Genomic DNA, 17,603 nt, shown 5'->3' on the forward strand with positions numbered 1-17,603 from the left:
CCTGAGCACGGACCACTCGGATGCCGGAGATGTCGGCGCGCAGCCGCGCCCGTTCCGTCACAGCGGGTGTGTTTCACCCGCCGCCGGCCATGTCAGCGCAAGGCACGCTGGACGACGTCCGCCAGCCTGCCCGCGATCGCGCGGGCGAGCTGGTCGGTGGGTGCCTCGACCATCACCCGGACCAGCGGCTCGGTGCCCGACGGCCGCAGCAGCACCCGGCCCGCGCCGCCGAGCTCCGCCTCCGCCACCGCGACCGCCGCACGCAGTTCGTCGGACGTCTCCGCGCGGGCCCGGTCCACCCCACGCACGTTCACCAGCACCTGCGGCAGGCGGGTCATCACCTTCGCCAGCTCGTCGAGCGGCTGGCCCTTCTCCGCCATCCGGCCAAGAATCTGCAGTGCCGTCAGCAGCCCATCACCCGTCCCCGCGTGCCGCAGGAACAGCACATGCCCACTCTGCTCCCCGCCCAGCGAGTAGGAACCCGCGCGCATGGCCTCCAGCACGTAACGATCGCCGACCGGGGTGGTGACCACGGAGATCCCGGCGTCCCGCATCGCGTGGTGGAAGCCCAGGTTCGACATGACGGTGACAACGACGGTGCGGTGCGCCAGCTCGCCTCGCTCGGCGAGCGCGAGCGCGCAGAGGGCGAGGATCTGATCGCCATCGACGATCTCGCCGGTCGCGTCGACAGCCAGGCAGCGGTCGGCGTCGCCGTCGTGGGCGATGCCCGCGTCGGCACCGTGCAGGCGGACAGCGTCCCGCAGGCTGTCGAGGTGGGTCGCCCCGGAGCGGTCGTTGATGCGCAGCCCGTCGCCGTCGGCATGCAGCGCAACGACCTCGGCGCCGGCGGCGCGCAGCACCCGCGGAGCGAGGTCGAAGGCGGCGCCCTGGGCGCAGTCGACGACGACCTTGAGGCCGTTCAGGCTCCCCCTGCCGGCAGGCAGGCTGGTGAGCAGGTGGTCGACGTAGCCGTCGACGAGCATGCGGTCGTCACGGACCCGGCCGACCGCGGCCCCGACGGGGCGGTGGCCGGCAGCCGCGCCGGACATCCGGCGTTCGATCGCGTCCTCGACCTCGTCGGGCAGTTTGAGACCGCCGGCCGCGAACAGCTTGATCCCGTTGTCGGGCATCGGATTGTGGCTGGCCGAGAGCATCACGCCCAGATCGGCACCGGTCGAAGCGACCACGTAGGACACCGCCGGGGTCGGCACGACCCCGACCCGGACGACGTCCGCCCCGGACCGGGCGAGGCCGGCGACGACCGCGGCCTCCAGGAACTCCCCCGACGGCCGCGTGTCCCGCCCGACGATGACCAGCGGGCGGTGGTCGGCTGCCGAAGCCGACCGGGCCACCGGCACCCCGTCCACGGGCTGCCGGGGCGGCGTGCCCTGGCCCGCGACCTCCTCGACAGCAGCCGAGGCCAACGCGAGCGCCTGCTCCGCCGTCAGATCGGCGTTCGCGACACCGCGCACGCCGTCAGTACCGAAAAGCCTCGCCATTGAGGCCTCCCCTGCAGTCGCGGCGGCACCGGCGGGCGCCGTTGGCACGCCGCGCGGAGATCGACAGAAAACCATCGCACGCCTGACGGCCCGACAGGCCAGGCCTGCCGGGCCGCACCCACCGAACCGGTGGGCGGCGAATCAGCGCTTGCTGTACTGAGGCGCCTTACGGGCCTTCTTCAGGCCGTACTTCTTCCGCTCCTTGATCCGCGAATCCCGGGTCAGGAAGCCGGCCTTCTTCAGGGTCGGCCGGGACTCCTCCTCGGCGATGATCAGCGCGCGGGCGATCGCCAGGCGCAGCGCGCCCGCCTGCCCCGACACGCCGCCACCGTGCAGGAGGGCGACCATGTCGTACGACTCGGCCTTCTCCAGGATCTTCAGCGGCTCGTTCACCAGCTGCTGATGCACCTTGTTGGGGAAGTACTCCTCGAGCGTGCGCCCGTTGAGGGTCCACTTACCCGTACCCGGGAGCAGACGCACCCGGACAACAGCCTCTTTGCGCCGGCCAGTGGCTCGGGGATTGCCCTGGGCGTCGGTCACGACAGCCACGTCGCGTTCCTTCCTTGTCTGAAACAGATTGCTCGAGGCCACCCGAAACGGCTCGATCGGTCATGTCGGGCCGTCAGTCGGAGGGACGCCGTGCGCCCATCCGCGTGCTTCGGGATGCCCATCGAGCCGCGACTACTGCGCGACCTGCTTGATCTCGTACGGGACGGGCTGCTGGGCCTGGTGCGGGTGAGTCGGGCCCGCGTACACCTTCAACTTGCTGCCCTGCGCCCGGCCGAGCCGGTTGTGGGGGAGCATCCCACGGATCGCCCGTTCGACGATCACGTGGGGGCGGGTGTCGAGCAGCTCGCCGTAGGAGGTGCTGCGCAGACCACCCGGGTAGCCCGAGTGCCGGTGGAACTGGGCCTGCTCACGCTTGTTGCCCGTCATCGCGACCTTGCCGGCGTTGATGACGATGACGAAGTCGCCCGTGTCGATGTGCGGAGCGAAGTACGGCTTGTTCTTGCCGCGCAGGAGCTGGGCAGCCTGGCTGGCCAGCCGACCGAGCACGATGTCGGTGGCATCGATGACGTGCCACGCGCGCTGTACGTCCGCGGGCTTGGGCTGGTACGTGCGCACAGGTCTGCCTTCTCGTTCGGACGAACTCGCGGGGAGCCTCGTCGTGTGTCGCCAGCAAGGTGCCCAGCGGGACGTGGAGAACCGCGGGGCGAGATGCACTGCCAGAGGTATGGGGCCGACCTCAGCGCGCAGAGCTGGCCATACCAGGCCGCCACACGGAGCTGAAGGTCCGCAGCAGTCTTTGAGGTTACCAGGCGATCGCCGCGGCAGGACCGACGGCCCTCGCGACCGGCGGGCCCGCCGTCCCGCCTCCGCCCCACGGACGAGCCGCGCGGCCGGCCCGGCACCAGGCCTGCCCGGCCCCGACAACCCGGACCTGGCACGCCGACCACCCGATCCGCCGCTCCCGACCCGCTGTTCCCGATCCGCTGTTCCGGCCGGCGCGCGCCCAGCGTGTCCAGCCCGGACCCTCGACCCCGACACGCCGGCTGACCGGCACATATGCCGCGTTCGGTTATTCTCTCGCAGACATCCGGACGCGTCGCCTTCACCGCAGGCCGCGAGGCGCTCCGCCAAGCCTGACAGGACATACCGCGCCACAAACCGCGCCGACCGTGGGCTACCACCTCGCCGCAGGCACACCGCGGCGGGGCGGGCATCTCGGCAGCGGGGCGTGGGATGAGCGAGGAGGAGCCCATGCCACCCGAACCCGCGGACGACCTGCCCTTCGAGGTCCGGTCGGGCTCGGGCTCGGGTGACCAGGGTCCTGGCAGCTCGGGTCCTGGCAGCTCGGCCGGTCCGGCCGAGGAACCGCCGGCCGGCGGATGGACCCCGCCGGTCGAGGATCCGCTGTTCGGTCCGCTCCCCACCTACGCCACCGGCGCCTACCCGCTCGCCGGCCACCAGCAGGGCGGCTATCCGATCGCCGGCCACCTGCCGACCGGCCCGCTGCCCGGGCCCGGCACGCACGGCGGCGCCGCCGCCGCCGACGGTGCCCACTCGCCCGGCTGGCAGGGTGACCGGGGCCAGGCGGTCGGCGCGGGTGGCCAGATTTCTCCGGCGGAGCTCGGTCCCGAGCAGACCGGAGGCTTCTCCTTCCACCTGCGCACCGCGACCAGCCCGCTTCCGGTCCTGGCACCACGTCCCGAGGCCCCGGCCGTAGGCCAGGCATCTGCCGGCAGGCCGCCGTCGGCTGCCACGCCGGCCGCGACACCGGCTGGGGCGCAGGGGCCGCAGGAGCCACCCACCGGTCCGATCGCCACGCCCTATCCCGAGGAGGACGCGGCCCAGTCGCGGGCGGGCATGATCGGTGGCGAGCCGCGGGCCCGTTCGACGAATCTCGCGAAGCCGGCCAGGACGCGGGTCGCGATGAGTCGTCAGCAGACCGACCGTGACGACACCGACCGCCGCGAAGCTACGGAGGGTGGCGAGAACCGTCCGGGCGGGCGGGCCCGTTTCGGCGGAGACGTCAGGCGTTTCGAGGTTCCCGAGGAGGGGGCTCCGGGGCGGCGGGGCACGCGGCGGCTGATCGCGGTTGCGGCCGCGCTCGTGCTCACCCTGGTTGCCGCGGGAGCCGTCATCGTCCTCGCCCGGGGTGGCGGCGACGGCACCCCGGGCACCCCGGCGCCCACAGCAGCGGCGCCGTCGGTGGACCCGAACTTCATCAACAGCGCGGCCTCCGACGCCAGGCCGGTGGCGGCGAACGAGTTCTTCCCCGACCGCGAGATCACCGTCCAGGGCCACCGGTACACCCGGCTCGGCTCCAGTCTGGTGTCCGGCTGCCCGGACCGCAGCGGTGAGCTCGTCACCGCCCTCAACGACGACTCGTGCACCCAGCTTGTCCGCGCGCTGTACCTGACAGCGCCGGCCGGGGGCGGCCCGCAGGTGCTCGCCGGTGTCTCGGTGTTCGTCACGGACACACAGAGCACCGCGCAGGCCGCCGCGGCGATCGCTGCCCAGGGCCGGGGCGGCGTGACCGCACTGCCGATCCCCGCGGGCTCGATCGAGAACGCACAGATTCTCGGCCCGGCCGGGGACAACTCCTGGCGAGCTGCGATCGCCCGCGGGCACTACATGATCCTCACGCAGCTCGCCTACGTCGACGGCAGCCAGGGCGGTCCCGACGACCCGGCGCTGCGTGACACGATCACCGACCTGGGGCTGATCGCCGTCGAGCCGATCGCCCAGCGCATGGTCGCTGGTGGGACCGGTACCGCCGGCGGCGGCTCCTCCCCCGCGACCAGCCCGGCCGGCCGCTGAGCCGACCCCGCACCCTGGCGCACGAAAGGCTCTGGCCGCCAGGCTCCCCGGCGGGCCGTCCGGTCAGCCGGAGGACGTCGTCGGGACCCGTACCGCCCGGGTCACCCGGGCGCGGGCGGCCAGCAGCGCGTCGGGGGGGTAGCGGACCTCGACGAGCGTCAGGCCGTGCGCGGGGAGCACGGTGACCGCGGGGTCGCGCACACCTCGGCCGAGCACACCGGCGGCCCATTCCGGTCGCTGGCGCCCCTCCCCCACCGCTACAAGCGCGCCCACCAGGGCGCGCACCATCGAATGGCAGAACGCGTCAGCCTCGACATCGGCCAGGATCACGCCGCCCGCGCTGCGGGAGACATCCAGGCGCAGCAGCGTCCGCACCGTCGTGGCACCCTCGCGCCGGCGACAGAAGGCGGCGAAGTCATGCTCCCCGAGCAGCAGCAGTGCGGCCTGGGCCATCGCGGCGGTGTCCAGCGGGCGAGGGGAGGCCAGCGTGTCGAAACGGCGCAGCGGGTCCGCGCCGTGGGGTGCATCCGTGATCCGGTAGACGTACCGGCGGGACAGCGCCGAGAAGCGGGCGTCGAACCCGGCCGGGGCGGGTGCGAGGCCGGTGACGCGGACCGCGCGGTCGAGCACCCCGTTGAGCCGGCGGGCCAGCCCGCCGACCGGGGTACCAGCAGGAAGGTCGACATGCGCCACCTGGCCGATGGCGTGCACGCCCGAGTCGGTGCGACCCGCGACGGTGAGGCGCACCGCCGACAGCCGGGCCACCCTCATCAGCGCGTCCTCGACGTCGCCCTGGACCGTGCGCTGCCCGGGCTGACGGGCCCACCCGGCAAACGGGGTGCCGTCGTAGGACAGATCCAGTCGCAGGCGGAGCAGCCCTTCGATCGGGGCTGTCGGGGTCACCACTGCCATCTGGCCAGCCATCAGGACCTCCCACACCGCAACACGGCAGTCCCGGAGCCCTGACGCCCGGCACGGCCCTCGTCCCCCGCGGGGACCTACCTGGACCCTCGTACTACGGGGGGATCTACCCGGACCATCGTGGCGAACTCCGGGCACACACGCAGGAGCCCGCCGCCCCACCACGGGCGACGGGCTCCTGACCGATCAGATGCAACGACTCCGCAGCCGGCCACGAACCGGGCCGCCACGACAGTCGGAACCGCTCAGCTCTCCGGCTTGGTCTCGGCGCCGGTCTCGTTCTCGTTGCTCACGGCCTCGGCGCTGGTGGCGTCGGCGCTGGTGGCGTCGGCGCTGGTGGCGTCGGCGCTGGTGGCGTCGGCAGCCTTCGCGGCCTCGGCCTCGGCGGCAACCCCGGCAGCCGTCGGCGACTCCTTGCGGAGGTCGTCGGCAGCCTCGGCCGTGGCGCCGGTCGGCGCCTTGCGGGAGGCGAACCGCGTCCCGCGGGCACGCTCGGCCTCGGCGACGGCCGACTGGCCGACGGTCAGTGCCTCGACGAGCTCGATGCGGGCCATCGGAGCGGCGTCGCCGCGGCGCGGGCCCAGCTTCACGATGCGCGTGTAACCACCGCTACGGTCCGCGTACCGCGGCCCGATCTCGGTGAAGAGCGTGTGCACGACCGAGTTGTTCCGGACGACCCGCATCACCCTCCGCCGCGCGTGCAGGTCACCACGCTTCGCGTGGGTGACCAGGCGCTCGGCGTAGGGGCGCAGCCTGCGCGCCTTCGCCTCAGTGGTCGTGATGCCACCGTGCTCGAACAGCGCGGTGGCGAGGTTGGCCAGCAGCAGCCGCTCATGTGCGGGGCTGCCGCCGAGCCGGGCGCCCTTGGTTGGCGTGGGCATGATGGGTGCTCCTCGTTCCTCTCGCTGTTCTCCGGGCGCTGCCGGGAAGCACGGCTGGGCCCCCGGTAGACGTGCGCCTCGGGCCCCCGGTCATCCGGGGGCCCGGGCCACACGGTCGGATCAGTACTGTTCGGTCTCGACGAACTCGCGACCGTCGTCGGACGGGTCGGAGAACGACGGGTTGTACGTGTCGGTGCCGTAGGTGTCGACCGCCTGACGCGGGTCGAACCCGGGCGGGGAGTCCTTGAGCTGCAGGCCCATGGCACCCAGCTTGGTCTTGACCTCGTCGATCGACTTCTGCCCGAAGTTGCGGATGTCGAGCAGATCGGCCTCGCTGCGGGACACCAGCTCACCGATGGTGTGGATGCCCTCGCGCTTGAGGCAGTTGTAGGAGCGGACGGTCAGGTCCATCTCCTCGATCGGCAGCGCCAGGTCGGCGGCCAGGGCCGCGTCCGCCGCGGACGGGCCGATGTCGACACCCTCCGCCTCGGCGTTGAGCTCCTGGGCCAGGCCGAAGAGGCCGACGAGGGTCTTGCCCGCGCTGGCCATCGCGTCCCGCGGCGAGATCGACTGCTTCGTCTCGACGTCGACGATCAGCCGGTCGAAGTCCGTCCGCTGCTCGACACGGGTTGCCTCGACCTTGTAGGTCACCTTCAGCACCGGCGAGTAGATGGAGTCGATCGGGATACGGCCGATCTCCTGGCCGGGCTGCTTGTTCTGCGCGGCGCTCACGTAGCCGCGGCCCCGCTCGACGGTCAGCTCGATCTCGAGCTTGCCCTTGTCGTTGAGGGTCGCAAGGTGCAGGTCGGGGTTGTGCACCTCGACGCCGGCCGGGGGCGCGATGTCCGCCGCGGTGACCTCACCGGGGCCCTGCTTGCGCAGGTACATCACGGTCGGCTCGTCGTTGTCGGAGCTGACGACCAGTTCCTTGAGGTTCAGGATCAGGTCGGTCACGTCCTCCTTGACCCCGGGAACCGTGGAGAACTCGTGGAGGACGCCGTCCACCCGGATGCTCGTCACGGCCGCGCCCGGAATCGACGACAGCAGGGTGCGGCGCAGCGAGTTGCCGAGGGTGTAGCCGAAGCCCGGCTCGAGCGGCTCGATCACGAAACGCGACCGGAACTCGGTGATCGGGTCCTCGGCGAGGGTGGGACGCTGAGCGATCAGCATGAGATCTTCCTTCCGCACACGGCGACCGCCATATGACGCCGTGAATGCCCCGGAACGCGGGGCCGACACAGAGACATCCGTCCATCCCTGTACCCCCAACAGTACGCCGAGCCACGATCCGGCCCGGCACGCCACTGGTGAAACCGGCTGCCGGCCGGCGTGGCCGGCAGCCGGGAAACGACTACTTCGAGTAGAGCTCGACGATCAGCTGCTCCTGCACCTGGGTGTCGATCACCTGGCGAGCGGGCAGCGAGTGGACGAGCAGGCGCATCTGGCTCGGGATCGCCTCGATCCACGGCGGAACGGTGCGGCCGGTCCCCGCGGTCTCGCGGGCCACGATGAACGGGGTGAGCTCGCGCGACTTCGGCGCGATCTCCACGATGTCGTTCTCGGTGACCCGGTAGCTCGGGATGTCGACCTTGCGGCCGTTGACCTGCACGTGACCGTGCCGGACCGCCTGGCGGGCGGCGTCCCGGGACGGCGCGAAGCCACCCCGGTAGACCACGTTGTCCAGGCGCGACTCGAGGATCTTCAGCAGCTCGTCACCGGTCTTGCCGGCGCGGCGGTTCGCCTCGTCGTAGTAGCCCCGGAACTGCTTCTCGAGGATGCCGTAGATACGCGCGCACTTCTGCTTCTCGCGCTTCTGCAGCAGGTACTCGGAGTCCTTCGTGCGGCCCCGGCCGTGCTCGCCCGGCGGGTAGGGCCGGATCTCGATCGGGCACTTCGGGGTCTCGCACTTGCTGCCCTTGAGGAACAGCTTCGTCTTCTCGCGGCGGCAACGCTTGCAGTCCGCGCCGGTGTAACGGGCCATGCTAGTCCTTCTCTCTCGTATCCCTGGCGCGGACTTCAGACCCGGCGACGCTTCGGCGGGCGGCAGCCGTTGTGCGGGGTGGGCGTGACGTCCTGGATGGCGCCGACCTCGAGGCCGGCGGCCTGCAGCGAGCGGATCGCCGTCTCCCGACCGGAGCCGGGGCCCTTGACGAAGACATCGACCTTACGCATCCCGTGCTCCTGCGCCTTGCGGGCCGCGTTCTCGGCGGCCATCTGCGCGGCGTACGGGGTCGACTTACGGGAGCCCTTGAAGCCGACGTGCCCGGCCGAGGCCCAGGAGATCACGTTCCCGCTCGGGTCGGTGATCGAGACGATCGTGTTGTTGAACGTGCTCTTGATGTGAGCGTGCCCGTGGGCGACGTTCTTCTTTTCTTTGCGCCGGACCTTCTTGACGCCGGCAGTGCGTGTCTTGGGAGGCATAAACCCGTGGTCTCCGTCTGTGAGGTCGTCGGTCAGCGGTCGGCGCCCGGGTACGCGTGGCCCGGGCGGAGCCGATGACTACTTCTTGCCGGCCTTCTTCTTCCCGGCGATGGCACGGCGCGGGCCCTTGCGGGTGCGCGCGTTGGTGTGCGTGCGCTGGCCGTGGACCGGAAGGTTGCGGCGGTGACGGAGACCCTGGTAGCAGCCGATCTCCATCTTGCGGCGAATGTCCTGCTTGATCTCACGGTTGAGATCGCCCTCGACGCGGTAGTTGGCGTCGATCCACTCCCGGAGCTTCTGGACCTCTTCGTCGGTGAGGTCACGGACCCGGGTGTCGGGGTTGACGCCGGTGGCGGCGAGGGTGTCCCGAGAGCGGCTGCGGCCGATCCCGAAGATGTAGGTCAGCGCGATCTCGACCCGCTTCTCGCGGGGAAGGTCGACGCCGGACAGGCGTGCCATGAAACGGTGGTTCCTTCCTGCATCCGGAGGTCTCGGACGACACCGCCCCCGCCCTGCCCGGCGACGAGCCCACCCTCACGGCGGACGTCGACCCGATAACAGACGAGGCCCCGGCCTCCGACCGGGGGTGGAACCGCTGGACGCGGTCTGGCGTCGCTCCTGACGGCGGGCCATCGGCCCGCCGGGTCGGCGGCGGGCCTACAGCCCGCCACCCGTCATCAGCCCTGGCGCTGCTTGTGACGCAGGTTGTCGCAGATGACCATGACACGCCCGTGACGGCGGATCACCTTGCACTTGTCGCAGATCTTCTTCACGCTCGGCTTGACCTTCACGGCCGCACGAACCTCCACACGCAGCCGTGGGCCGCGCTCGCTGATGGGATGACGACTACTTGTAGCGGTAGACGATGCGACCGCGGGACAGGTCGTAGGGCGAGAGCTCCACCACCACGCGGTCCTCGGGGAGGATCCGGATGTAGTGCTGACGCATCTTGCCACTGATGTGGGCGAGCACTCGATGACCGTTCTGGAGCTCCACCCGGAACATGGCGTTCGGGAGCGGCTCCACCACTCGGCCCTCGATCTCGATGGCCCCGTCCTTCTTCGGCATGTCCTCCGCTGTCCTGACGTCGACGCTGGGATGACGGCCCGGACGCGCATGGCGGGCACCCACACAGCCCTGGCAGGGCGCTCACGCAACACCACCGCACCGAACACCACCTCAAAGGCCATGCCCGACGACGCTGGAGACCGTCAACTCATGAGTGTACGTGCCGGCTCCGTCAAGGGCCAACAGGGGCCTTGCGCATCCTCACGGCACGCATCCTCACGGGGCGGACGGCGCGTCCGCGGGCTGCCCGCAGACCACTCCGAGCTCGGCAAACCGCGCGACTCCGCCATCCGGCTCGGTGAGGACCCAGGGACCGCGCGGAGTCACGGCCACCGAGTGCTCGGTGTGGGCCGCGAGCGAGCCGTCCTTCGTCGCGACCGTCCACTCGTCCGCAAGCACGACAGTCTCCGCCGAGCCCAGGGTGATCATCGGCTCGATGGCAAGTGCGACGCCCTCGACCAGCTTCAGGCCGCGGCCAGGCCGCCCGTAGTTCAGCACGTGCGGAGGCTGGTGCATCTCGGAGCCGATCCCGTGACCTCCGTAGTGGTCCACGATGCCGTAGCCGTGCGGCGTGATGTGCCGCTCCACCGCGCTGCTGATGTCGGTCAGCCGGCCACCGAGCTGGGCCGCCGCCAAGCCGCGCCACAGCGCCTCGTCGCAGACCCGCAGCATGTCGAGGACCTCCTGCGGGACCTCGCCCACCGGGACGGTGATCGCGGCGTCACCGTGCCAGCCCTCGACGATCGCGCCGCAGTCGATGGAGATGATGTCGCCCTCACGCAGCACCCGGCGCCGGCTGGGGATCGCGTGCACCACCTCGTTGTTCACCGAGCTGCAGATCGACGCGGGGTACGGAGGATGGGCGTAGCCCTTGAAGGACGGGATGCCGCCGTCATCGCGGATCGTCTTCTCCGCGAGCGCGTCCAGGTCCGCGGTGGTCACGCCGGGCGCAACCGCCTCCCGCAGCTTGGCCAGGGTCTTCGCGACGAGCAGCCCGGCCACCCGCATCCTGGCGATCTCAGCTGCCGTCTTGATCTGGACATGCTCTCGACGTGCCACGCTGGTTCGGTCCCGTCCTCAGTAGTTTTCGCCCGCGCAGGTGCCCGGTGTGGTTACCGGACAGGGGCACGCGTCCGGAACACCGAGCCCAGGGCACTTCCGCCTCGTCGACGATAGCTGCCCGACGCAGGGTCGATGAACACGTGCCCAACCACTCGGCTCCTGGAACGACTCTCGTCCAGGGAGGTCACCGCGGCGCCTCGCGCCGGCAGGGGGTCAGCAACCGGCGCGAGCGCACGCCGCCCGCCACTGACCGCCCGGTCTCAGTCGCCGTAGTGGCGCAGCGCGTCCAGCGCCCGGTCGGTCACGTTGTCCACCGGTCCGGTGGCGTCGATACCGATGAGGATGCCCTTGGCCGCGTAGTAGGCGACAAGCGGAGAGGTCTGCTCCGCGTACACCTCCAGACGGTGGCGGACGGTCTCGGAGCGGTCGTCGTCGCGCTGGAACAGCTCGCCCGAACAGCGGTCGCAGACGTCCTCGACGCGCGGCGGATCGAAGTCGAGGTGCCAGATGTGGCCACAGCTGCGGCAGGTCCGGCGGCCGGAGAGCCGACGGACCACCTCGTCGTCATCCACGACCAGCTCGAGCACGACATCCAGCCGCGTGCTCAGCGCGTCGAGCATGCCGCCGAGCACCTCCGCCTGCGGGACGTTGCGAGGGAAGCCGTCGAGCAGGAAGCCCTTGACCGCGTCGTCCTCGGCGAGCCGGTTGCGCACCATGCCGATGGTTATCTCGTCGGGAACGAGGTCACCGGCATCCATGTAGGTTTTCGCCTTGACGCCCAACTCGGTGCCTTCGCGGACGTTCGCCCGGAAGATGTCACCGGTGGAGATCTTCGGAATGGACCGCGCCTGGGCGATGAAGGCGGCCTGCGTCCCCTTACCTGCTCCGGGCGGTCCTACCAGTACGAGGCGCACTACCGGAGGAAACCTTCGTAGTTGCGCAGCATGAGCTGGCTTTCAATCTGTTTCACGGTCTCCAGCCCCACTCCCACCATGATCAGCACCGATGTACCAGCAAACGGGAAGGGCTGGTCCTTGGTCAGGTTGAGAAGCGCCAACGGCAACACCGTGATGACCCCCAGGAACAACGAGCCAGGGAGGGTGATGCGGGACAGCACGTGGTCCAGGTACTCGGCTGTGGGACGGCCGGGCCGGATCCCCGGGATGAACCCGCCGTACTTCTTCATGTTGTCGGCCACCTCCGTCGGGTTGAAGGTGATCGCGACATAGAAGTACGTGAAGAAAATGATCATCGCGAAGTAGGCCGCCAGATAGAGCGGGTGGTCACCTCGGGAGAGATAGCGCTGTTCGAAGTCCTGGAATGTCGCGTTGCTCCACACCTGGCCCAGCAGCTGCGGGAGCTGGAGCAGTGACGAGGCGAAGATGACCGGGATGATGCCGGCCTGGTTCACCTTGATCGGCAGATAGGTCGACGTCCCGCCGTACATCCGGCGGCCGATGAGCCGCTTGGCGTACTGGACCGGGATACGGCGCTGCGACTGCTCGACGAAGATGACGAACACCAGGATCGCCAGGCCCAGCAGGATCACCAGGCTGAAGACGACCCCGCCGGCGACCTGCAGGATGCGGCCGCCCTGCGAGGGGAGCTGAGCCGCGATCGAGGTGAAGATCAGCAGCGACATGCCGTTACCGACACCCCGAGCCGTGATCAGCTCACCCATCCACATGATGACGGCGGTCCCCGCGGTCATCGTGATCACGATGGTGGTGATCCGGAAGAGGCTCGTGTCCGGGATAATCGCGGCGGTACAGCCGGGAAAGAGCCGGCCGCTGCGCGCAAGAGCGACGATGCCGGTGGCCTGCAGGACTCCCAGTGCGATCGTCAGATATCGGGTGTACTGAGTGAGCTTCTGCTCACCCGCACTACCTTCCTTCTTCAGCTGTTCCAGTCGCGGGATGACCACCACGAGAAGCTGAATGATGATGCTCGACGTGATGTACGGCATGATGCCGAGCGCGAACACCGACAGCTGCAGGAGCGCGCCACCGCTGAAGAGGTTGATCAGCGAGTAGACGTTGTTGCTGTCCTCACTCGCCGAGTCGAGACACGCGTTCACCGCAGCCGTGGAGACGCCGGGCGACGGCATGACGCTGCCCAGGCGGAACAGGACGACCACGCCCAGAGTGAAGAGCAGTTTCTTCCGCAGGTCGGGCGTGCGGAAGGCCCGCGTGAAGGCGGTGAGCACGACTCCTCCTGCTGATCCATACGGCTGACGGGACAGGCGCGGTGTTTGGTACGGATCCCCGCCGGCCCTCGAAGCCGGACCGTACGCGGTGAGGCGACTCTAACAGCACCTGAGGCTTACTCGTCCGGACATCACGCGCGGTAGGCACTGGTGTACCGGGCAGGTGGAGCGGCGGGGTGGCGCCGCCGGTGTTCGGGCGGACCACCCCCAGAGTGTCAGACGTCCCGCACAGGTGCCAGCAACCACGGCCGAACTCGGCGACGACAGTCGTCCACCGGTGCCCGACCGGATACCACCGGCACAAAGCAAACGCCTCGGGACGGGCGTGGTCACGCCCGTCCCGAGGCGAGCGGTCACGCCTGGGAGACAGTGCCTCCGGCAGCCTCGATCTTCTGCTTCGCCGAACCGGAGAAGGCATGTGCGGTCACCTGGACCGCCACGCCGATCTCACCGTCACCGAGCACCTTGACCAGGGACTTCGACCGGACAGCGCCAGCGGCCACCAGGTCGTCGACACCGATGGTGCCGCCGTCCGGGAAGAGCTCGCCGAGGGTGGCGACATTCACCACCTGGTACTCGGTGCGGAAGCGGTTGCGGAACCCCTTGAGCTTGGGGACCCGCATGTGCAGCGGCATCTGGCCGCCCTCGAAGCGGATCGGCACCTGCTTGCGGGCCTTGGAGCCCTTGGTGCCACGCCCCGCCGTCTTGCCCTTGGAGCCCTCGCCGCGGCCCACGCGCTGCTTCTTCTTGTGGGCACCCGGCGCGGGGCGAAGGTGGTGGACCTTCAGCCCGCTGCCGCGGGGCTCCTCCGCGGTGGCGGAGTCCGCCTTCTCCAGCGTCTTCTCGGCCATCAGGAGTCCACCTCCTCGACCCGCACAAGATGGGTCACGGTCGCGATCATCCCACGCACCTCGGGACGATCCTCACGGACGGTGCTGCCGTTGATGCGGCGCAGACCCAGCGTCCGCAGCGTCTCGCGCTGGTTGCGGGTGCCGCCGATCTCGGAGCGGACCTGGGTGATGCGCAGCTTTGCCATCACGCACCGACCCCGGCCGCCCGCGCACGCAGCATGGCCGGCGGAGCGACGTCCTCGAGCGGCAGACCGCGACGGGCCGCGATCTCCTCCGGCCGCATCAGCCCGCGCAGCGCCGCCACAGTGGCGTGCACGATGTTGATCGGGTTGGACGACCCGAGCGACTTCGACAGGACGTCGTGCACCCCGGCACACTCCAGCACCGCGCGCACCGGGCCACCGGCGATGACGCCGGTACCGGGCGAGGCGGGCTTGAGGAGCACGACACCGGCGGCATCCTCACCCTGCACCGGGTGCGGGATGGTGGAGCCGATGCGCGGCACCTTGAAGAAGTGCTTCTTGGCCTCTTCGACGCCCTTGGCGATGGCCGCCGGGACCTCCTTGGCCTTGCCGTAGCCGACGCCGACGGTGCCGTCCGCGTCACCCACGACGACGAGCGCGGTGAAGCTGAAGCGGCGACCGCCCTTGACGACCTTCGCCACGCGGTTGATGGCGACGACCCGCTCGACGTAAGCGGTCTTCTCCTGCGCCGGGCCACCGCCCGAACGGTCGCGGCGCTCGCGGCGGTCGGAACCGCCGGAGCCGCCTCCGCGGCGCTGCTGGCCTGGCATCTAGAACATCTCCCTAGTAACTGTGGTCATCAGAAGTTCAGCCCGCCCTCGCGGGCCGCGTCCGCCAAAGCGGCGATACGGCCGTGGTAGGTGCGACCGCCACGGTCGAAGACCACGGCGTCGACACCGGCGGCGCGGGCACGCTCCGCGACGATGCGGCCGACCTCGCGGGCCTTGGCGCTCTTGTCCCCGTCGGAGGCACGCAGGTCGACCTCCAGCGTGGACGCGGAGGCCAGGGTGTGGCCGGCGACGTCGTCGATGACCTGGGCGTAGATGTGCCGCGAGGACCGGGTGACGACGAGACGCGGCCGGGTCGGCGTTCCCGCCACCTTCTTGCGCACGCGAACGTGGCGGCGGAGCTTGGCCGTCCGCCGGCGCGCGCTGGCGCTGAGGCTCACTGCCATGTCTGTCTACCTACTTCCCGGTCTTCCCGACCTTGCGGCGAACGACCTCGCCCTGGTACCGCACGCCCTTGCCCTTGTACGGGTCGGGCTTGCGCAGTCCGCGGATCTTGGCTGCGACCTCGCCGACCTGCTGCTTGTCGATGCCGTGCACGACGAAGCGGGTCGGGGTCTGCACCTCGAACCGGATGCCCTCGGGAGCCTTCACGGGGACCGGGTGGCTGTAGCCGAGTGCGAACTCCAGGTCCGAGCCCCGGGCCTGGACACGGTAACCGACCCCGACGATCTCCAGGGTCTTCGAGTATCCGTTGGTGACCCCGACGACCATGTTGGAGACCAGGGTGCGGGTGAGGCCGTGCAGCGAGCGGCTGCGCCGCTCGTCGTTCGGCCGGCTGACGACGATCTGACCGTCCTCGCGGGCGACCTCGATCGGCTCCACGACGGTGTGGCTCAGGGTGCCCTTGGGCCCCTTGACCGTCACCGTCAGGCCGTCGAGGCTGACCTCGACGCCGCTGGGAACACTGATGGGCTGGCGCCCGATCCGTGACATCGTTGCGCCTTCCTTACCAGACGTAGGCGAGGACTTCTCCGCCCACGCCCCGCTTGCCGGCCTGCCTGTCGGTCAGCAGCCCCGACGAGGTGGAGATGATCGCGACGCCCAGGCCGCCAAGGACCTTCGGCAGACCCGTCGACTTCGCGTAGACGCGCAGACCGGGCTTGCTGATCCGCTTCACGCCCGCGATGGAACGCTCCCGGTTCGGGCCGTACTTCAGGTCGACGATCAGCGAACGGCCGACCGCGCCCTCGGCGGGGTCCTCGACGTGCCAGCCGAGGATGTAGCCCTCCTGCTGGAGGATCTCGGCGATGTGGGTCTTGATCTTGCTGTGCGGCATCACCACCCGGTCGTGATAAGCCCGGTTGGCGTTGCGGACACGGGTGAGCATGTCCGCGATCGGATCGGTCATCGTCATGGCTTGGCGCCTTTCTCACGGCGGTTCCCGCTCCTCGCGCCCCAGGGGGCACGCGGGCCTACCGCGATCGTGTGGGTACTACCAGGAGCTCCGGGACTACCAGGAGCTCTTTGTCACGCCAGGCAGTTCGCCGCGGTGGGCCATCTGCCGCAGGCACACCCGGCACAGGCCGAACACGCGGTACACCGAGCGCGGACGGCCACACCGCTGGCAGCGGGTGTAGCCGCGCACGGCGTACTTCGGCTTACGGGCGGCCTTCTCGACCAGCGCCTTCTTCGCCATCTCTCAGCTCTCCCGGAACGGGAAGCCCAGCGCCCTCAGCAGCGCCCGGCCCTCGTCGTCGTTGGTCGCGGTCGTGACGACCGTGATGTCCATGCCCCGGACCCGGTCGATCCTGTCGATGTCGATCTCGTGGAAGATCGACTGCTCGGTCACACCGAACGTGTAGTTCCCCGCGCCGTCGAACTGCTTCGGCGACAGTCCGCGGAAGTCACGGATGCGGGGCAACGCGATCGAGACCAGCCGGTCGAGGAACTCCCACATGCGATCGCCGCGCAGAGTCACCTTCGCCCCGATGGGCTGGCCCTCGCGCAGCTTGAACTGGGCGATCGACTTCTTGGCTCGCCGCACCGCGGGCTTCTGGCCGGTGATGGCCGCCAGGTCGCGGGTGGCACCGTCGATCAGCTTCGCGTCCCGGGCGGCGTCACCGACGCCCATGTTGACGACGACCTTCACCACACCGGGGATCTGCATGACGTTGCCGTAGGAGAACTCCTCCCGCAACGCCGGGGCGATCTCGGCGCGGTACCGCTGCTTCAGCCGAGGGACCGGCCGGGCTTCCGTGGTCACACTCATTGTCTCGTTTCCTAGCCTTGCGCCGGGGGCCTAGAGCTCGGCACCGGTGCGGCGCGAGATCCGGACCTTGGTGCCGTCCTCGTTGAAGCGGTAGCCGATGCGGGTCGGCCGGCCGTCAGACGGATCGACGATCATCACGTTGCTGACGTGGATCGGCGCCTCCTGGGTGACGATCCCGCCGGACTGCGAGCCGCGCTGGCTCTGCTGGACGCGGGTGTGCCGGGTGACCCGGTTCGCGCCCTCGACCACGACCTTGTTCTGGTCGGGGATGGCCCGGATGACCTTGCCCTTCAGGCCACGGTCCTTACCTGTGACGATCTGGACCGTGTCGCCCTTCTTGATCTTCATAC

The 17,603-nt window shown here is 70.1% G+C and carries 24 protein-coding genes; 1 reads left to right on the forward strand and 23 read right to left on the reverse strand.

Features of this window, described 5'->3' with window-relative positions; genetic code table 11:
- Window positions 1–92: 92 nt before the first annotated feature.
- The 3 genes from glmM to rplM form a co-directional block, all read right to left on the reverse strand.
- Window positions 93–1,499 (reverse strand): phosphoglucosamine mutase, encoded by a 1,407-nt coding sequence (gene glmM, locus AB1460_RS00230; RefSeq protein WP_368958496.1) that lies wholly within the window; start codon window positions 1,497–1,499, stop codon window positions 93–95.
- Window positions 1,500–1,640: 141 nt separating this feature from the next.
- Window positions 1,641–2,048: a 30S ribosomal protein S9 gene (rpsI, locus tag AB1460_RS00235; RefSeq protein ID WP_018638448.1), complete on the reverse strand. Its 408-nt coding sequence runs from the start codon at window positions 2,046–2,048 to the stop codon at window positions 1,641–1,643.
- A gap of 132 nt (window positions 2,049–2,180) precedes the next feature.
- A complete protein-coding gene (gene rplM, locus AB1460_RS00240; RefSeq protein ID WP_368958497.1) occupies window positions 2,181–2,624 on the reverse strand; it encodes a 50S ribosomal protein L13 in 444 nt (147 codons plus the stop codon).
- A 636-nt stretch (window positions 2,625–3,260) separates the two neighbouring features.
- On the opposite strand from rplM, the gene AB1460_RS00245 reads away from it, so the two are divergent.
- Window positions 3,261–4,823 carry a hypothetical protein gene (locus AB1460_RS00245; RefSeq protein ID WP_368958498.1) on the forward strand — a complete coding sequence of 521 codons (1,563 nt, stop codon included), beginning with the start codon at window positions 3,261–3,263 and terminating at the stop codon, window positions 4,821–4,823.
- 63 nt (window positions 4,824–4,886) lie between these two features.
- On the opposite strand, the gene truA is transcribed toward AB1460_RS00245, so the two are convergent.
- From truA to rplX, 20 genes are all read right to left on the reverse strand, one after another.
- Window positions 4,887–5,747 (reverse strand): tRNA pseudouridine(38-40) synthase TruA, encoded by an 861-nt coding sequence (gene truA, locus AB1460_RS00250; RefSeq protein WP_368958499.1) that lies wholly within the window; start codon window positions 5,745–5,747, stop codon window positions 4,887–4,889.
- Window positions 5,748–5,989: 242 nt separating this feature from the next.
- On the reverse strand, window positions 5,990–6,625 hold the full coding sequence (gene rplQ, locus AB1460_RS00255; RefSeq protein ID WP_368958500.1) for a 50S ribosomal protein L17: 636 nt from the start codon (window positions 6,623–6,625) through the stop codon (window positions 5,990–5,992).
- 120 nt (window positions 6,626–6,745) lie between these two features.
- Window positions 6,746–7,795, reverse strand: a complete 1,050-nt coding sequence (locus AB1460_RS00260) for a DNA-directed RNA polymerase subunit alpha (protein ID WP_071083883.1) — start codon at window positions 7,793–7,795, stop codon at window positions 6,746–6,748.
- 181 nt (window positions 7,796–7,976) lie between these two features.
- Window positions 7,977–8,606: a 30S ribosomal protein S4 gene (rpsD, locus tag AB1460_RS00265; RefSeq protein ID WP_018638454.1), complete on the reverse strand. Its 630-nt coding sequence runs from the start codon at window positions 8,604–8,606 to the stop codon at window positions 7,977–7,979.
- Between the two features lie 35 nt (window positions 8,607–8,641).
- Complete coding sequence (rpsK, locus tag AB1460_RS00270) at window positions 8,642–9,046, reverse strand: 30S ribosomal protein S11 (protein WP_018638455.1); 405 nt, start codon at window positions 9,044–9,046, stop codon at window positions 8,642–8,644.
- A gap of 78 nt (window positions 9,047–9,124) precedes the next feature.
- Entirely contained in the window at window positions 9,125–9,505 is a 381-nt protein-coding gene (rpsM, locus tag AB1460_RS00275; protein WP_018638456.1) for a 30S ribosomal protein S13, read from the reverse strand.
- Window positions 9,506–9,723: 218 nt separating this feature from the next.
- Window positions 9,724–9,837: a 50S ribosomal protein L36 gene (gene rpmJ / locus AB1460_RS00280; RefSeq protein ID WP_003956441.1), complete on the reverse strand. Its 114-nt coding sequence runs from the start codon at window positions 9,835–9,837 to the stop codon at window positions 9,724–9,726.
- Window positions 9,838–9,892: 55 nt separating this feature from the next.
- Window positions 9,893–10,114: a translation initiation factor IF-1 gene (gene infA / locus AB1460_RS00285; protein WP_006541558.1), complete on the reverse strand. Its 222-nt coding sequence runs from the start codon at window positions 10,112–10,114 to the stop codon at window positions 9,893–9,895.
- A gap of 216 nt (window positions 10,115–10,330) precedes the next feature.
- Window positions 10,331–11,173 (reverse strand): type I methionyl aminopeptidase, encoded by an 843-nt coding sequence (gene map, locus AB1460_RS00290; RefSeq protein ID WP_368958501.1) that lies wholly within the window; start codon window positions 11,171–11,173, stop codon window positions 10,331–10,333.
- 263 nt (window positions 11,174–11,436) lie between these two features.
- On the reverse strand, window positions 11,437–12,090 hold the full coding sequence (locus AB1460_RS00295; protein ID WP_018638458.1) for an adenylate kinase: 654 nt from the start codon (window positions 12,088–12,090) through the stop codon (window positions 11,437–11,439).
- The gene (gene secY, locus AB1460_RS00300; protein WP_368958502.1) at window positions 12,090–13,382 is read right to left on the reverse strand and encodes a preprotein translocase subunit SecY; all 1,293 of its coding nucleotides are present in this window, start codon (window positions 13,380–13,382) and stop codon (window positions 12,090–12,092) included. The genes AB1460_RS00295 and secY overlap by 1 nt, the downstream gene beginning before the upstream one ends.
- A 353-nt stretch (window positions 13,383–13,735) precedes the next feature.
- A complete protein-coding gene (gene rplO, locus AB1460_RS00305) occupies window positions 13,736–14,233 on the reverse strand; it encodes a 50S ribosomal protein L15 (RefSeq protein ID WP_368958503.1) in 498 nt (165 codons plus the stop codon).
- Window positions 14,233–14,418 (reverse strand): 50S ribosomal protein L30, encoded by a 186-nt coding sequence (gene rpmD / locus AB1460_RS00310; protein ID WP_071083874.1) that lies wholly within the window; start codon window positions 14,416–14,418, stop codon window positions 14,233–14,235. Before rpmD ends, rplO begins: the two co-directional genes overlap by 1 nt.
- Window positions 14,418–15,026 carry a 30S ribosomal protein S5 gene (gene rpsE, locus AB1460_RS00315; RefSeq protein WP_006539149.1) on the reverse strand — a complete coding sequence of 203 codons (609 nt, stop codon included), beginning with the start codon at window positions 15,024–15,026 and terminating at the stop codon, window positions 14,418–14,420. Before rpsE ends, rpmD begins: the two co-directional genes overlap by 1 nt.
- A gap of 29 nt (window positions 15,027–15,055) precedes the next feature.
- A complete protein-coding gene (rplR, locus tag AB1460_RS00320) occupies window positions 15,056–15,430 on the reverse strand; it encodes a 50S ribosomal protein L18 (protein ID WP_018638462.1) in 375 nt (124 codons plus the stop codon).
- Window positions 15,431–15,440: 10 nt separating this feature from the next.
- Window positions 15,441–15,977, reverse strand: a complete 537-nt coding sequence (gene rplF, locus AB1460_RS00325; protein WP_018638463.1) for a 50S ribosomal protein L6 — start codon at window positions 15,975–15,977, stop codon at window positions 15,441–15,443.
- Between the two features lie 13 nt (window positions 15,978–15,990).
- Window positions 15,991–16,398 (reverse strand): 30S ribosomal protein S8, encoded by a 408-nt coding sequence (gene rpsH, locus AB1460_RS00330; RefSeq protein ID WP_018638464.1) that lies wholly within the window; start codon window positions 16,396–16,398, stop codon window positions 15,991–15,993.
- A 96-nt stretch (window positions 16,399–16,494) separates the two neighbouring features.
- Window positions 16,495–16,680, reverse strand: coding sequence for a type Z 30S ribosomal protein S14 (locus AB1460_RS00335; protein WP_006539145.1), 186 nt, complete (start codon window positions 16,678–16,680; stop codon window positions 16,495–16,497).
- 3 nt (window positions 16,681–16,683) lie between these two features.
- Entirely contained in the window at window positions 16,684–17,253 is a 570-nt protein-coding gene (gene rplE / locus AB1460_RS00340; RefSeq protein ID WP_071083872.1) for a 50S ribosomal protein L5, read from the reverse strand.
- Window positions 17,254–17,283: 30 nt separating this feature from the next.
- Window positions 17,284–17,601, reverse strand: a complete 318-nt coding sequence (gene rplX / locus AB1460_RS00345) for a 50S ribosomal protein L24 (RefSeq protein WP_026311263.1) — start codon at window positions 17,599–17,601, stop codon at window positions 17,284–17,286.
- Window positions 17,602–17,603: the final 2 nt, after the last annotated feature.

The sequence above is a fragment of the Parafrankia sp. FMc2 genome (assembly GCF_041008525.1).
In the GTDB taxonomy this organism is placed as follows: domain Bacteria; phylum Actinomycetota; class Actinomycetes; order Frankiales; family Frankiaceae; genus Parafrankia.

What these genes read in the sequence shown, in the direction of transcription:
- glmM (WP_368958496.1), bottom strand. Translation starts at nt 1,499, where the DNA reads ATGGCGAGGCTTTTCGGTACTGACGGCGTGCGCGGTGTCGCGAACGCC.
- AB1460_RS00245 (WP_368958498.1), top strand. Translation starts at nt 3,261, where the DNA reads ATGCCACCCGAACCCGCGGACGACCTGCCCTTCGAGGTCCGGTCGGGC.
- truA (WP_368958499.1), bottom strand. Translation starts at nt 5,747, where the DNA reads ATGGCTGGCCAGATGGCAGTGGTGACCCCGACAGCCCCGATCGAAGGG.
- rplQ (WP_368958500.1), bottom strand. Translation starts at nt 6,625, where the DNA reads ATGCCCACGCCAACCAAGGGCGCCCGGCTCGGCGGCAGCCCCGCACAT.
- AB1460_RS00260 (WP_071083883.1), bottom strand. Translation starts at nt 7,795, where the DNA reads ATGCTGATCGCTCAGCGTCCCACCCTCGCCGAGGACCCGATCACCGAG.
- rpsD (WP_018638454.1), bottom strand. Translation starts at nt 8,606, where the DNA reads ATGGCCCGTTACACCGGCGCGGACTGCAAGCGTTGCCGCCGCGAGAAG.
- rpsK (WP_018638455.1), bottom strand. Translation starts at nt 9,046, where the DNA reads ATGCCTCCCAAGACACGCACTGCCGGCGTCAAGAAGGTCCGGCGCAAA.
- rpsM (WP_018638456.1), bottom strand. Translation starts at nt 9,505, where the DNA reads ATGGCACGCCTGTCCGGCGTCGACCTTCCCCGCGAGAAGCGGGTCGAG.
- infA (WP_006541558.1), bottom strand. Translation starts at nt 10,114, where the DNA reads ATGCCGAAGAAGGACGGGGCCATCGAGATCGAGGGCCGAGTGGTGGAG.
- rplO (WP_368958503.1), bottom strand. Translation starts at nt 14,233, where the DNA reads ATGGCCGAGAAGACGCTGGAGAAGGCGGACTCCGCCACCGCGGAGGAG.
- rpmD (WP_071083874.1), bottom strand. Translation starts at nt 14,418, where the DNA reads ATGGCAAAGCTGCGCATCACCCAGGTCCGCTCCGAGATCGGCGGCACC.
- rpsE (WP_006539149.1), bottom strand. Translation starts at nt 15,026, where the DNA reads ATGCCAGGCCAGCAGCGCCGCGGAGGCGGCTCCGGCGGTTCCGACCGC.
- rplR (WP_018638462.1), bottom strand. Translation starts at nt 15,430, where the DNA reads ATGGCAGTGAGCCTCAGCGCCAGCGCGCGCCGGCGGACGGCCAAGCTC.
- rplF (WP_018638463.1), bottom strand. Translation starts at nt 15,977, where the DNA reads ATGTCACGGATCGGGCGCCAGCCCATCAGTGTTCCCAGCGGCGTCGAG.
- rpsH (WP_018638464.1), bottom strand. Translation starts at nt 16,398, where the DNA reads ATGACGATGACCGATCCGATCGCGGACATGCTCACCCGTGTCCGCAAC.
- AB1460_RS00335 (WP_006539145.1), bottom strand. Translation starts at nt 16,680, where the DNA reads ATGGCGAAGAAGGCGCTGGTCGAGAAGGCCGCCCGTAAGCCGAAGTAC.
- rplE (WP_071083872.1), bottom strand. Translation starts at nt 17,253, where the DNA reads ATGAGTGTGACCACGGAAGCCCGGCCGGTCCCTCGGCTGAAGCAGCGG.
- rplX (WP_026311263.1), bottom strand. Translation starts at nt 17,601, where the DNA reads ATGAAGATCAAGAAGGGCGACACGGTCCAGATCGTCACAGGTAAGGAC.